11 protein-coding genes are annotated in these 14,483 nt (G+C 67.8%); 5 read left to right on the top strand and 6 right to left on the bottom strand.

Annotated elements, in window-relative coordinates; all coding sequences use genetic code 11:
• Positions 1 to 53: 53 nt before the first annotated feature.
• The 4 genes from KHC19_RS10715 to KHC19_RS10700 all read right to left on the bottom strand — a co-directional run bounded on the left by KHC19_RS10715 (position 54) and on the right by KHC19_RS10700 (position 7,155).
• Entirely contained in the window at positions 54 to 2,216 is a 2,163-nt protein-coding gene (locus KHC19_RS10715) for a malate synthase G (RefSeq protein ID WP_213352352.1), read from the bottom strand.
• A 202-nt stretch (positions 2,217 to 2,418) separates the two neighbouring features.
• A complete protein-coding gene (locus KHC19_RS10710; RefSeq protein WP_213352351.1) occupies positions 2,419 to 4,371 on the bottom strand; it encodes a MacB family efflux pump subunit in 1,953 nt (650 codons plus the stop codon).
• A gap of 2 nt (positions 4,372 to 4,373) precedes the next feature.
• Complete coding sequence (locus tag KHC19_RS10705; protein ID WP_213352350.1) at positions 4,374 to 5,630, bottom strand: efflux RND transporter periplasmic adaptor subunit; 1,257 nt, start codon at positions 5,628 to 5,630, stop codon at positions 4,374 to 4,376.
• 10 nt (positions 5,631 to 5,640) lie between these two features.
• The gene (locus KHC19_RS10700) at positions 5,641 to 7,155 is read right to left on the bottom strand and encodes an efflux transporter outer membrane subunit (protein WP_343207687.1); all 1,515 of its coding nucleotides are present in this window, start codon (positions 7,153 to 7,155) and stop codon (positions 5,641 to 5,643) included.
• Positions 7,156 to 7,363: 208 nt separating this feature from the next.
• On the opposite strand from KHC19_RS10700, the gene KHC19_RS10695 reads away from it, so the two are divergent.
• From KHC19_RS10695 to KHC19_RS10680, 4 genes are all read left to right on the top strand, one after another.
• Positions 7,364 to 8,023, top strand: a complete 660-nt coding sequence (locus tag KHC19_RS10695) for a TetR/AcrR family transcriptional regulator (RefSeq protein WP_213352349.1) — start codon at positions 7,364 to 7,366, stop codon at positions 8,021 to 8,023.
• Between the two features lie 160 nt (positions 8,024 to 8,183).
• Positions 8,184 to 8,570, top strand: coding sequence for a hypothetical protein (locus KHC19_RS10690; RefSeq protein WP_213352348.1), 387 nt, complete (start codon positions 8,184 to 8,186; stop codon positions 8,568 to 8,570).
• A 95-nt stretch (positions 8,571 to 8,665) separates the two neighbouring features.
• Positions 8,666 to 11,557: a hybrid sensor histidine kinase/response regulator gene (locus tag KHC19_RS10685; protein WP_213352347.1), complete on the top strand. Its 2,892-nt coding sequence runs from the start codon at positions 8,666 to 8,668 to the stop codon at positions 11,555 to 11,557.
• Entirely contained in the window at positions 11,554 to 12,471 is a 918-nt protein-coding gene (locus tag KHC19_RS10680) for a diguanylate cyclase (protein ID WP_213352346.1), read from the top strand. The genes KHC19_RS10685 and KHC19_RS10680 overlap by 4 nt, the downstream gene beginning before the upstream one ends.
• Positions 12,472 to 12,629: 158 nt before the next feature.
• On the opposite strand, the gene KHC19_RS10675 is transcribed toward KHC19_RS10680, so the two are convergent.
• The gene (locus KHC19_RS10675; protein WP_213352345.1) at positions 12,630 to 13,067 is read right to left on the bottom strand and encodes a DUF1810 domain-containing protein; all 438 of its coding nucleotides are present in this window, start codon (positions 13,065 to 13,067) and stop codon (positions 12,630 to 12,632) included.
• A 242-nt stretch (positions 13,068 to 13,309) separates the two neighbouring features.
• On the opposite strand from KHC19_RS10675, the gene KHC19_RS10670 reads away from it, so the two are divergent.
• Positions 13,310 to 13,738, top strand: coding sequence for a PACE efflux transporter (locus KHC19_RS10670; RefSeq protein WP_213352542.1), 429 nt, complete (start codon positions 13,310 to 13,312; stop codon positions 13,736 to 13,738).
• A 257-nt stretch (positions 13,739 to 13,995) separates the two neighbouring features.
• Here KHC19_RS10670 and KHC19_RS10665 read toward each other — a convergent pair.
• On the bottom strand, positions 13,996 to 14,483 hold a 488-nt coding region (locus KHC19_RS10665), incomplete at its 5' end, for a calcium-binding protein (protein ID WP_425514515.1).

Below are 14,483 nucleotides of genomic sequence, written 5' to 3'. Positions count from 1 at the left end.
AAAGCCGCGCGCGGCGCCGGAAACCGGAGTCGATCCCGGCTTCCGGCCGCGGTTCACGCCGCCTTGGCTTCGCGGCGCCGGCGGTGGAGGATGAACTCGGTATAGCCGTTGGGCTGCCGGCGGCCCTCGAAGACGAGATCGCGTGCGGCCCGGAACGCGAAGCCGTCATAGGCCGGGGCCATCGGCCGGTAGGCCGGATCGCCGGCGTTCTGGGCATCCACCACCCCGGCCATGCGCCGGAGCGTCTCCTCCACCTGCTCGGGCGTCACCACGCCGTGCAGCAGCCAGTTGGCGACATGCTGCGAGGAGATGCGCAGGGTGGCGCGGTCCTCCATCAGCCCGACATCGTGGATGTCCGGCACCTTGGAGCAGCCGACCCCCTGGTCGATCCAGCGCACCACATAGCCGAGGATGCCCTGGATGTTGTTGTCGAGCTCCTCCTGCACCGCGGCGGGCTCCCAGTTGCCGCGGTCGACCACCGGCACGGTGAGCAGGTCGCGGCGGGAGGCCGGCTTGCGATGGCGCAATTCCGCCTGACGAGCGAAGACGTCCACCTTGTGGTAGTGCAGCGCATGCAGCGTCGCCGCGGTCGGCGAGGGCACCCAGGCGGTATTGGCGCCGGCCAGCGGGTGGGCGATCTTCTGCGCCAGCATGTCGGCCATGCGGTCGGGCATCGCCCACATGCCCTTGCCGATCTGGCCCCGGCCGTCGAGATGGGCGGCCAGGCCCGCATCGACGTTGTTGTCCTCATAGGCCTTGATCCAGAGCTGCGCCTTCATCTCGTTCTTGCGGACCATGGGACCCGCCTCGATCGAGGTGTGGATCTCGTCGCCGGTGCGGTCGAGGAAGCCGGTGTTGATGAAGACCACCCGGTCGCGGGCCTCGTGGATGGCGGCGGCGAGATTGACGCTGGTGCGGCGCTCCTCGTCCATGATGCCGATCTTCAGCGTGGTCGGCGCCATGCCGAGCAGCGCCTCGACACGGCCGAACAGCTCGACCGCGAAGGCGACTTCCTCCGGCCCGTGCATCTTCGGCTTGACGATGTAGACCGAGCCGGTCCGGCTGTTGCGCAGCGGTCCGGTGCCCTTGATGTCGTGCAGGGCGATGAGCGAGGTCACGGCGGCGTCGAGAATCGTCTCCGGGATCTCGCGGCCATCCGCATCGTGCACCGCATCAGTCATCATGTGATGGCCGACATTGCGCACCAGCAGCAGGCTGCGCCCGTGCAGAACCTTGTCGCCGCCGTCCGGCGCGGTATAGACGCGGTCGTCGGCGAGGTGGCGCTCCACCGTCGCCCCGCCCTTGTCGAAATGGGCGCTGAGCGTGCCCTTCATCAGCCCGAGCCAGTTGCGGTAGATGACGATCTTGTCGGCGGCATCCACCGCCGCGACGCTGTCCTCGCAATCGATGATGGTGGTGACCGCCGCCTCGACGATCACGTCGGCGACGCCGGCGGCATCGGTGGCGCCGATGCGGCTGGTGCGGTCGATCTTCAGTTCGACATGCAGGCCGTGATTGACCAGCAGCACCGCGGTCGGCGCGGCGGCGTCGCCGGTATGGCCGGCAAACTGGGCGGTGTCGGCCAGCCCGGCGACGGCGCCGGAGGCCAGTGTCACCTTGAGCGCGCCGCCGTCGACGGCATAGGCGGTGGCGTCGCGATGCGAGCCGGCGGTCAGGGGGAAGGTTTCGTCGAGGAATTCCCGCACCTTGGCGACCACCGCCGCCGCCCGCACCGGGTTGAAGCCGCCCGAACGGGTGGCGCCGTTGTCCTCCGGCAGCGCGTCGGTGCCGTAGAGCGCGTCATAGAGGCTGTTCCAGCGCGCATTGGCGGCGTTCAGCGCGTAGCGGGCATTGGTGATCGGCACCACCAGCTGCGGGCCGGGAATGCGGGCGAGCTCGTCGTCGACATTCTGCGTCGCCACCGAAACGGCGTCCGGCTCGGGAAGCAGATAGCCGATATCGCTGAGGAAGGTCTCGTAGTCGGCCGGATCGATGGTCCGGCCCTTGCGGGTGCGGTGCCAGTCGTCGATCACCGTCTGCAACGCGTCGCGCTTGGCAAGCAGCTTGCCGTTGCGGGGGGCGAACTCGCCGACGATGTCGGAGAGGCCCTGCCAGAAGGTGGCGGGATCGATGCCGGTGCCGGGAATGGCCTCGTCGTTCACGAAGGCATGGAGATCGGCGTCGATGCGCAGGCCGGCGATGTCAACGGTGCTCATGATTGGCGTACTCCGAGCATTGGCCGGCATCCAGACCGGCACATCATTCGTTTTGCTATGCAGCAACCACGGAGTGCAGCGCAATATCGCACATAGTCGGGTATGACACTCCTCTGACAGGAGGCCCGGCGCGGGTCCCTTCGTTCTAAAGCTTTGGAAAGGCGGGATGTTCCGCGCATGCCTTTGCGGAAGACGACGGCTTCTAGTCCCTTGCCAGCGCGGCGACGGGATCGAGTTGCGAGGCGTTTCTCGCCGGCAGGAAGCCGAAGGCGATGCCGATCAGGCTCGAGCACAGCACCGCCGCGACGATCGAGGTCGTCGAATAGATGAAGCTGAAGCCGGAGCCGAGCACGCCGGCCAGGACCCCGAGGCCCAGCGCCGCCGCGATGCCGAGCACGCCGCCGATCAGGCAGACCAGCACCGCCTCGATGAGGAACTGCTGGAGAATGTCGGCGCGCCGCGCCCCCACCGCCATGCGCACGCCGATCTCGCCGACCCGCTCGGATACCGACACCAGCATGATGTTCATCACCCCGATGCCCCCGACCACCAGCGAAATGACCGCGATGGCGGCGATCAGCAAGGCGAGCGTCTGGGTGGTGGCGGTGATGGTCTTGCGGATGTCGTCGGTGTTGAGGATGAAGAAGTCCTTGGTGCCGTGGCGTTGGGTGAGGAGGCGCGTCACCGCCTGTTCGGCGAGGTCGGTCGATACGTCGTCGGCGACCCGCACGGTGATCGAGCGCAGCGAGGAGCTGCCGAGAAACCGCGCCTGCACCGTGGTGTAGGGCAGATAGAGCGAGAGGTTCTGGCTGGAGCCGAAGCCGCCCTGCTGCGGCTGGGTGACGCCGATCACCCGGGCGGGGACGTTGCCGATGAACACCACCTCGCCGACGGGGCTTCGGGTGGAGCCCTCGAACAGCGTCTTGCGGGTGTTTTCGTCGATGACGACGTCCTGGGCGAGGGTACGCACGCTGGTGGCGTCGAACAGGCGCCCGTCCGCGAGATGAGTGCCCTTGGCCGTGAAATATTGATCGCCGACGCCGTTCACCAGCGCGTTCGCCTCCTTGGAGCCGTAGCGGACGGTGGTGGAGGTCGAGACGGTCGGCGTCACCGCCGCCACATAGGGTTGGCCGGCCAGTGCGGCGGCATCCGCCACCACCAGGGTGGTCACGCGGCCGGAGCGGGTGTCGCCGAAGTCCCGGCCGGCGAAGATCTCCAGCGTATTGGTGCCGAGGCTGGAGATGTTGGCGAGCACGCGCTGCTGCGAGCCCTGTCCCAGTGCGACCACGCTCACCACCGACGCGATGCCGATGATGATGCCGAGCATCGTCAGGAAGGTGCGCAGCCCATGCGCCCGCATCGCCAGCAACGCCATGCGGAAGGCTTCGCGGAACCGGTCGGCGAAGGCGCCTATCCCGCCGCGCGCCGGCGGGGCTGCCGGCTCGCCGGCCGGCGTGTCGGCCGGCGGCGCGACGCGGCGATCGGAAAGGATTTCGCCGTCGCTGATCTCGATGATGCGGCCGGTGCGGTTCGCCACCTGCATGTCGTGGGTGACGATGATGACGGTGCGCCCCTCGGCGTTGAGCTCAGAGAGGATGCGCAGCACTTCCTCGCCGCTGTGCTTGTCGAGCGCGCCGGTCGGCTCGTCGGCGAGGATCACGTTGGCGTTGTTCATCAGCGCGCGGGCGATGGAGACGCGCTGCTGCTGGCCGCCGGAAAGCTGGCTGGGCCGGTGGCCGGTGCGATCGCCCATGCCGAGCCGGCCGAGCAGCGCGGCGGCGCGGGTGCGGCGCGCGCCCGGCGATTGCCCGGCATAGATGGCGGGAATCTCGACATTGCCCAGGGCGGTCAGCTCGGACAGCAGGTGATAGCGCTGGAAGATGAAGCCGAAATGCTCGCGCCGCAGCGCCGCCAGCTCGTCGGCATCGAGATCGGCGACGTCGCGGCCGGCGACGCGATAGGTGCCGGAGGTGGCGCGGTCGAGACAGCCGAGAATGTTCATCAGCGTCGACTTGCCGGAGCCGGACGCGCCGACGATCGCCACCATCTCGCCCGCCTCGATGGCGAGGTCGATGCCGTTCAGCACCTTGATGCTGCGCTCGCCGGACGGAAACTCGCGGCTGAGATCGCGGACCTCGATGAGCGGCCTGCCCATGGTCACAGGCCCATGGGCGGGCCGGGCCGGCGCGACGACGAGGCGGCCGTCTGGCCGTTTGCCTGGTCGATGACGACGCGCTCGCCTTCCTCGAGGCCGGACAATACCTGCGCGGTGATCTTGTTGTTCAGGCCGATCTCGACCGTTCGCGTCGAGACGCTGTCGTTCGGGCCGGCGATCCGCACCTGGTAGCGGCCCTCGCCGTCGCGCTCGCCGAGCGCGGAGGCCGGGATGGTGAGCACGCCCTTCGCGCTGCCCAGCACGATGTGCACCTCGGCAGTCATGTAGGTGCGCAGGCGCCCGTCCGGGTTGGGCACGTCGAACACGCCATTGTAATAGATGGCTTCCGACGAGGAGGACGAGGAACTCGAGCTCGAGGTGGTCGAGCTGGAGGAGGAGAAGCTGGAATCGCTGCGGATCGATTCCGGCGCCGGCTCGATGAAGCCCAGCATGGCATCATAGCGCCGCTCCGGCTCGCCGAGCACGGTGAAATAAAGCGGCTGGCCCTGCTTTACCCGCACGATATCCGCTTCGGAGATCTCGGTGCGCACCGTCATGGTGTCGAGATTGCCGAGGATGACGATGGTCGGCGCCGATTGCACGGCGTTCACCGTCTGGCCCTGCTGGCTGACGATGGACAGCACCGTGCCGTCGGTCGGCGCGGTGATGCGCGTATAGCCGAGATTGGCCCGGGCGGTGTCGACCGCGACCTGCGCCTCGACGATCTGCGCCGACAGCGCATCGATCTGCGCACGGGTGATGTCCACATCGGCCTCGGCGGTGTCGAAGTCGGCGCGCGATACCGCGTTCTGGTCCACCATGCGCTTCTGGCGGGCGAGCGTGGTCTCGTTCAGCCTGAGCGTCGCCTGCTTCTCGGCGCGCTGGGCGGTGACGTTGGCGAGCGCCGCCTCGGCGGTGCGCAGGTCGTTCTGTTGCGTCACCGAATCGATTTCGGCGAGCAGGTCGCCGGCGCGCACGACGTCGCCGAGCTTCACCTTCACCGTGGTGATCCGCCCGGAGGCCTGGGCGCCGACCGCCACCAGCTTCACCGGCTTCAACGTGCCGGTGGCGAGCACGGTTTCCTCTATGTCGCCGCGCGTCACCGGCGCGGTGATCAGCGTCGGCACGGCGGCGGCGCTGCGTTGCTGCCAGGCATAGGTGCCGGCGCCGGCCAGAAGGAGCAGCAGCGCGGCCGTACCGATGAAGCGCGTGCGGCGGCTCACCGGCGGCTCCCCAGGGGATCGGTGACGCACGGGCATGGAAGGAGGGTCATGGCGTGGGGGCGGATGGCTGGCGTGGAGACGGGGCGACCGCGACATGCGGCCCGGTATTGGTATCTACCACTTCCGGCTTCGAAGAATCGACCGTTCCGTCCCAGCCGCCGCCGAGCGCCTTGTTGAGGGCGACGTAGTCGGTGGCGATGGCGGCGCGGCTCTCGATGAGCGAATCCTCGGCCGAATAGAGCGAGCGCTCGGAATCCAGCACGTCGAGGAAGCTCGACGAGCCGGACTGGTACAGCGCGCGGGAAAGCCGCGTCGCCTCGCGATAATGCTGCACGGAGCGCGACAGCGTACCCTGGCGGATGCGTTCCTGGCCCAGCGCGACGGTGGCGTTCTCGACGTCTTCCAGCGCGGTGAGCACCGAGGCGCGATAGGCGATGAAGGACTGGTCGCGCTGCGCCTCCGTCACGTCCACCGCAGCGCGGAGCTGGCCACCATTGAAGATGGGCACGGTCAGCGACGGGCCGAACGACCAGCTGATCGACGAACTCTTGGCGAGGTCGCCGATCTTGGTGCCGGTGGAGCTGACCGAGCCGGTGAGGCTGATGCTCGGATAGAGCGCCGCCTCCGCCTCGCCGATCAGCGCGGTGGACTGGGCGTATTGCCGTTCGGCGACCCGCACGTCGGGGCGCGCCAGCAGGATGTCGGCCGGGATGCCGGTGGGGATCGGCAGCCGGGGCGTCGGGATCGGCCGCACCGCCTTCATCCGCGCCGTCAGCGCGGCCGGCGGCTGGCCGGTGAGCACGGAAAGCCGGTGCACCGCCTCGGCATAAGCAGCCTCATAGGTCGGGATGTTGGCCTCGGTGCTGGCCGCCTGGCCGGAGGCGTTCGCCACGTCGACGCCCGATGCCGAGCCGGCATTGTACTGGGTGCGGGTGAGCGCGGCGGTCTCGCGCTGCGAGGCGGCGGTGCGGCGCGCGAGGGCGGCGCGGGCCTGCGCCGAGCGCGCCTGGACGTAATAATTGGCGACGTCGCCGACCAGGGTCAGCAAGGTCGCGCGCAGATCCTCCTCGGCGGCGTCGAGCCCGTAGCGGGCCGCCTCGACCGCCCGCCGGTTGGCGCCGAACAGGTCGACCTCCCAGCTGGCGTCGAGACCGGCCTGATACTGGGTGAACGGGCCGGAAATGGTCACGTCGCCATCGCTCGACACGTTCGAGCCGTTGTCGTTGCGCGTGGCGGACCCCGAGCCGTCCACGGAGGGCAGCAGCGTGCCGACCGCCTGGCGATAGGAGGCGCGGGCCTCGCGAATCTTCGCCTTGGCGGTGGCGACGTCGAGATTGCCGGCGACGGCCTCGTCGATGAGACCGTCGAGCGTCGGGTCGCGCAGCCGCTTCCACCACTGCGCCAGTTCGGGCGGGCGTGGCGCGGTCTTGGGCTTGCTGCTCCCCCAGTGCGCCGGCATATCCAGATGCGGCGTCTTGTAGTCGGGACCGACGGCGCAACCCGCGAGCAGCAGCGCGCCGAGGACGATGACGGCCGGCCGGCCGAAGCGAAGGGGCGGCACGCGGATCAACTCCGTTCCGCCGGCACGCTGGCGCGGAAGTGAAGGGGTGGTATGGAAAGGCTGACGTTGGGAAGGGAGAACAGGAGCAACACCAGCCGATCCTTATTTACAAAACTTCAACGTTTCTATAATCGATGAAGTTGCCGGATGTCAAACCCGGGGGATCGGCTTCGATCCGTCCGTTTCCGGCACGGCCGGGCTCCTGAAAATGTCGAGGGTGGACAAGGTGGAGGTGCATCAGCAGCCGGAAAGGCGCGGTCGCGGACGGCCCAAGACGCGGTCCGACGACGAGCAGGCCGCGGCGATCGTGGCGCAGGCGCGCGCCCTGTTCCTGGCCGGGGGCTATGGCCGCACCACCATGGACGAGATCGCCGCCGCGTGCCGGATTTCCAAGCGCACGCTTTACCGGCTGTTTCCCGCCAAGATCGACCTGTTCGCGGCGATCATCGAGGAGCACCGCTTCTCCATGCTGGCGCTGCCGGGCGATTATGACCAGCTCTCGCTGGTCGACGCCATCGCCGCCATTTTCAGGGTCGACATCGGCGACGCCGAAAATCGCGAACGGATGGCGCTGGTCGGCTTCGTCCTGTCGGAGATGCGGCAGTTTCCCGAGCTCGGCAAGGTGGTGCACGTCCATGGTGCGGAGCCCTCGCGGGCCATGCTCGCCGCCTGGCTCGCCCGTCAGGCCGAGCGTGGGCGCATCCGCATCGCCAATCCCGGCTACACCGCGCGGATGCTGATGGACCTGATCTTCGGCGCCATACCCTTGAAGCACAGCGACCTGCCCGAATGGCCGGAAGAACACGATCGCAGCAATTATCTGCGCGAGGCCATACGGCTGATGGTGGAGGGCATGGTTCCGCGCTGAAACCGCCGCGAGCGATGCCGGCACCGGCCTCGCACCTTGACGAGGGTCGGCGCCGGGCGTCATGAGGTCGGTGGCGGACCGGCGAGCTTCCCGGTAGGATTTCCCCGGTCTTTCACACGGGTGGCATTCGGGCGATGGGCCCGCGGGGGAATGTGCGGACATGTTCGGTGCGCTTGCGGGAACATGGCATGGCGGGCTTCCTTCCGGGCGGCGCGAGCGTGCCCGCGCCGGCGCCGGTGCGGGGCAGATCTGGCCCGCCCTCCTGCTTCTGGTCGTGAGCATCCCGGCGATCGGCCTCGCCGCGCTTGGGGCCGGTGCCGGCACCGATCATGTCGCCGTGGTGGCGCCTCCCTGGTATGGACCGGCCCAGACCCTGGCATTGGTCGACCGGGCCGGTGGGCGTTTCGTCGACGTCGGACGGTACGGTAACGTCGTGGTAGCGACCGTCGGCGAGGGCGACAGGCGGATGTTTCTCGATGCCTTGAGCCGGGAGGGGGCGTGGCTGACGCTCGACGCGGGTTCCCTTGCGGGATGCACCGGCCGCTAAGGCTTTACGTTCATTGCTTTTATGCCATTGTTTGCGGCGCGGCGAACGGCATGACGAAACCCGTGCCATGTGCAAAGTTTCCATAGGATGAGGCCATGATCGAGATCGAGCGTCTGCGGGTCCGCTTCGGTTACCTGCTGCTGGCCCTGCTGTGGCTGCATTTGCCCGTCGCGCTGATCGTCGCCAATGCCGTCGGGCGCGACATGGTGGCCCCGGCGCTGATCGTCGCCTTGCTGGCCGGCGCCTACACGCTCTCCTGGCTGCTGTACGGGGTGCAGCCGGTCACTCGCTATGTGTCGGCCGTGGCGCTGATGGGCATGCCCTCGCTGTTCGTGTTCCTGCTGGCGGGGCACGGCTGGCAGATGGACCTGCACATGTATTTCTTCGCCTCGCTGGCGCTGATGATCGGATGGTGCGACTGGCGCCCCATCCTCATGGCGGCGACGGCGGTGGCGCTTCACCATCTGGCGCTGAACGTTGCATTTCCCGCGGCGGTGTTTCCGGCCGGGCAGGATCTCTCTCGTGTCTGGCTGCATGCCGGCATCGTCGCCTTCCAGACGGTGATCCTGGTGTGGATCTGCGAAATGCTCGTCGGCGGCTTCAATCGCGTCCAGGCGATGAGCGAGGAGATCATGCTCAGCAACGAGACGCTGGAGCACAAGGTTGAGGAACGGACCCGCGAGGCGCAGGCCGCCAATGCCGCCAAGGGCCTGTTCCTGGCCAATATGAGCCACGAGATCCGCACGCCGATGAACGCCATTCTCGGCTTCACCCATCTGGCGCTGCGCGGGGACCTGCCGCCCAAGCAATTCGAATATCTCACCAAGATCAGGCAGGCGAGCACCGCGCTGCTGGCCTTGATCAACGACATTCTCGACTTCTCCAAGATCGAGGCCGGAAAGCTGGTGCTGGAGAAGTCCTGCTTCGACATTCGCGAGGAGGTCGATACCGCCATCGGCATCGCCATGCTGAAGGCGACGGAGAAGGGGATCGACCTGCGGGTTTCCTTCGCGCCGAACGTGCCGGACATGGTGGTGGGGGATGCGCTGCGCCTCAACCAGATCGTGCTCAACCTCGTCGGCAACGCCGTGAAGTTCACGGAACGCGGCGAGGTGCAGATCGCGATCCGTCGCCTGCCCGATCCCACGCCGTCCAAGGCGGTGCTGGAGATCGCGGTGCGCGATACCGGCGTCGGAATGGACGCCGAGCAGCAGGCCAACCTGTTCCGTTCCTTCGCCCAGGCGGACAGTTCGACCACGCGCAAATTCGGCGGCACGGGGCTGGGCCTCGCCATCACCAAGCAGCTCGTGGAGCTGATGGGCGGCTCGATCGGCGTGCAGAGCGCGCCGGGGCTCGGCAGCGTCTTCACCGTCTCCCTGCAGCTGGAAGAAGGCAGCGCGGCCCGTCCGGCGAAGGCTTTCGCCCTGCCGCCGGACATGCAGGGCCTGCGGGTGCTGATCGTCGACGACAATCCGGGCGCCCGCGAGATCCTGGCCGCCATTTTCGCCGGGTGGTCCCTGCAGGCGGAGCTCGCGGCGTCGGCGCCCGAGGCCCTGGCGGCCCTCGAGGCCGCGGCCGAGCAGGGATCGCCCTTCGACCTCATGCTGGTGGACTGGAAGATGCCCTCGGTGAGCGGGGTCGATCTGGTTCGCGAGCTGGAGCACAATCCGAAGCTGACCCGGCCGCCGGTCGCGCTGATGGTCAGCGCTTATGCGCGCGAGGACGCCATGACCGCGGCCCAGGACGTCGGCATCGCCGCCTTCCTGGTCAAGCCGATCGATGGCGGCATGCTGCTGGACACCATCGTCGATCTGTTCAGGGCCAAGGAAGGAAAGGCGCTGCCCGCCGATCCGCCCGCCACCGGCAACCAGGACGCGGTGCCCATGGTCTCGGCCGGCGTGCGGGGCGCCCGGGTGCTGCTGGTCGAGGACAATGAAATCAACAGCGAGGTGGCGTTCGAGATTCTCACCGATGCGGGCCTGATGGTGGAGCTGGCCGGCAATGGCCGCATCGCCTGCGAGATGGTGCTGCAAGCCGGCCGCCAATACCAGGCGGTGCTGATGGACGTCCAGATGCCGGAGATGGACGGGCTGGAGGCCACGCGCCGCATCCGCCAGAGCCTTTCCTCCGCGCAATTGCCGATCATCGCCATGACGGCGCACGCCTATGAGCGCGAGCGGCGGGCCTGCATCGAGGCTGGGATGGACGATCACATCGCCAAGCCCGTCGATCCCGAGCGGCTGATCGCGACGCTCGATCGCTGGATCGGCGAGCGGCTGGCTGGCGGTGCTGCGACCGGCGAGGTGGCGGCGCCCGCCGTCGCGGCCCGGCCGGCCCGGGCGCCCGAGCTGCCCGACGCCTTGCCTCCCTTCGACATTGCGACCGCTCTCGTCCGGGTCAACGGCAAGCGCTCGCTGCTCATGAAGCTGATCGTCAGCTTCGGCGAGAAATATGCGGACGTGGTGGCGCAGCTGGGCGACCAGATCGCCCGGGAAGATGTCGACGAGGCTCGCCGCCTGGCGCATTCGCTCAAGGGCGTCGCGGGGTCGCTGGAGCTGCGGCACGTCGCCGAAGCGGCGCGCCAGCTGGAAGACGCCCTCACGCATCGCGAGACGGATTCCTTCCAGATCAGGCTTTCGAAGCTCGACCAGGCCATGCTACCAGCGCTCGCGGCGGCCCGTTCTCTGACTCCGGGTTCCGGGACGCAGGCGCCCCCAGCCGGGCCTGCGCCGGATGCCGCGGAAGCGGCGGACAGGCCGGTGCTCGGCGAGCCGGCGCTCGAACTGGTGACGACCCTCGTCACCCAGCTCGAGCGTCGCAATCTGGGCGCCCGCCGGACCTTCGAGCAGCTGGAGCGGGTCGTCGGGGCGGACATGCCGGCGCTCGCTCCGCTGAGAGCCGCGCTGACACGCCTCGATTTCAATGCCGCCCTGATCGTCGCCCACCAGCTCGGCGACGCGACCAAGACCGAGGAGACGCAATCTTGAACGAGCGCCAATCGGTGTTGATCGTCGACGACGAGGTATCCAACATCGAGATTCTCTCGGCCGCGCTGGAAGACGACTACGAGATCTTTTTCGCGACATCCGGCGAGGAAGCCGTGGACCTCGCGCGCACCAACATGCCCGATCTCATCCTGCTGGACGTGCTGATGCCCGGTACCGACGGCTATGTCGTCTGCAGCACGCTGAAGGCCGACCCGCTGGTCGGCGACGTGCCGATCATCTTCACCACCGCTCTCGGCGACCGCGACGCCGAGGTCCGGGGCTTGATGCTGGGGGCGATCGACTACATCACCAAGCCGATCAGCCCCATCGCGGTGCGCGCGCGCGTGCGCAACCATCTCGACATGAAGCGCATGCGCGACCAGCTGGCGGAGATGGCGGTCACCGATGCCCTCACCGGCCTTGGCAACCGCCGGCGGCTGGAGCGGGTGCTCGACCAGTCGGCGGTGCGCCTTGCCATGAACGGCGCGCTGCTGTCCCTGATCATCGTCGATATCGATTTCTTCAAGCGCTACAACGATGCCTATGGCCACACGGCGGGCGACCGCTGCCTGTCCATGGTGGCGTCGGCGCTCAAGCGGGCCATGCAGCGCACGGCCGACGTGGCGGTGCGCTATGGCGGCGAGGAGTTCGCCTGCGTCCTGCCGGAATGCTCCCATGCCGAGGCGATGGAGGTGGCGCGGCAGATCCATCAGCGCGTGCAGTTGCTCGACATTCCCCATGCCGCTTCCGAGGCGGCGGCCTTCGTCACGGTCAGCGTCGGCGTCGCGACGGCGGCCTGCATCCCGGGCGGCGCGCCCGAGGCCTGGGTGCGTGCGGCGGACGAGCAGCTCTACCTCGCCAAGTCGGCCGGCCGTAACCAGGTGATGGGAATAGAATTTTCCGTGCAGGCCTGACCGCCGCCGTCGCAACATGGCTGGACGCAGGCGCGACAGGCCGTGCCGTGGCGGGCCGCCTGATCGTTCGCCCGCCTTGGGGAAGGCCATGCGGGAAGTTCGGGCAAGCCGCGAGAGCCGGCCGATGCACCGGCGCTATTTTTCAGGAATTGTCGCGATCACTTCCCAAGCAGCCGAAGGGTCTCCGCATCCGGTTCGCCTGCGAAAAAGCGATCGAGCGCTCGTTGAAACGGTGCGATGCCCGGTCCTCTGGCTGCGATCGTGAACAGTGTCATCGACGATCGAAATTTCATGTCGTCGGGGGAGCCGAAGATCGCGTGCGCCGAGTTGACGTCGGCAGTCAGGACCGCCGCCGTCGCGAGCCGCAGTCTTTCACCGAGTACCGGATCATCGAGGTAGGCTCGAGCCTCCTCGATCGAAGCCATCCCATAGAAGTGAGCCGTCGGCGAGCGGCCCAGGCCGCGTAGCTGCGGGAAGACGAACCACATCCAGTGCGAGCGCTTGCGGCCGGCCCGGAGCTCTGCCAGGGCCGCGGCGAAAATCGGATTTTGCGCCGTTCGGAATCGCGCGAGGTCGAACGGGTCTGCTTGGCTCATCGCCGTTACTCCGCGCCGGCCGGGTTCGGCCCGGCTCTCATTATCGGCCGCCGTCGAGAGACGCCCGACGATCCGGCATGAGGTATAGGGCGAGCGACGGGGGCGGCCTTGCCTCGGATGTCGGCTCCCGGATAGAGAAGCACGGCGCAGCCGGCCTGCGTCTCGTCACTCCGGCCGGGGATCGCCCGGCCCTTCTGTCCGGCCCTCGAAGGAGCCTCGCTATGGCTGCCCCTGGCGGACATCTGCGAACGACCCGCGACCGCATCCGCCACGCCGTTCTCTTCGAGATTGTCGCTCTCGCCATCGTGGCGCCGATCGGCGCGCTCGTGTTCGACGTGCCGGTGGACGATTTCGGTGTGGTCGCCATTGTCAGCACGACCATCGCGATGGTTTGGAACTACGTCTACAATCTGGCCTTTGATCACGCCATGCTCAAGCTATGGAAACATACGCGGAAGACGCTGGGGACAAGGCTGATCCACGCCGCGCTGTTCGAGGCGGGCCTGCTGTGCGCGCTGGTCTCCTTCATCGCCTGGTATCTTGGCGTGGGGCTGTGGCAAGCCTTGGTCATGGACGTCGCGCTCGCAGGTTTTTACGTGGTCTACGCTTTCCTGTTCAACTGGGGATACGACCACGTCTTTCCGTTGAAGCCCGGGCTGTCTTCGATCTGACCCTGCGGGGTCAGGCAGGAAGACCGGCCTGTTCGGCGGCGGCAAATGACACCGCACGGAAGGCGCCGATCGGGACCAGGGCATCCAGTATCATGTGCCGCCGACTGGTGCAGGGGTGTTCAGAGAAGCCTTCCCGCCGACTGTCCGCCAGAAAGCGGGCCGCGCTTTCGACGGCTGGAGCGCCGCAGGCAAGGACGGCAGAAACCCTAAATCGGTGAACCGCCGCTCGTCTCGCGCCGGTCCGCCCTGCGCTCCGGTCAGGTGATCAGGAAGTTGCTCGTGGTGAGGTCGGCCAGCTTGGCGTTCTGCAGCACGATGCCGTCCTGGCCGTCCCAGATCACCACGTCGGTGCCGTTCTGGAACGCCGCATCCATCGCCGCGCCGATCGAGGCGAAGATGGCGCTGTCGAACACCACCCGGTCGCGGGTGACGTTCCAGTCGACGAAATAGTCGACCCCGCCGCCTTCCTCGAGGATCGCATAGTCGTAGCCCAGCCCGCCATAATAGGCGTCGGTGCCCTTGCCGCCGGTCATGTAGTCGTTGCCGTCCTCGCCGAACAGCCGGTCGCTGCCGTCATGGCCGTACAGGCTGTCCGCACCGCCGCCGCCATAGAGGTTGTTGTTCAGCCCGTTGCCGGAGACGATGTTGCTCTTGCCGTTGCCGCCAGCATCGGTCGCCGTGCCGAACAGCACGATGTTCTCGAAATCGGCGTCCAGCCCGCGATTGACCGAGGTCCACAGCGTGT

It is taken from the genome of Ancylobacter oerskovii, from assembly GCF_018390555.1.
GTDB classification, from domain to species: Bacteria; Pseudomonadota; Alphaproteobacteria; order Rhizobiales; family Xanthobacteraceae; genus Ancylobacter; species Ancylobacter oerskovii.
The sequence above is the reverse complement of the archived record's forward strand: the minus strand, read 5'-3'. Positions and strand labels throughout refer to the sequence as shown.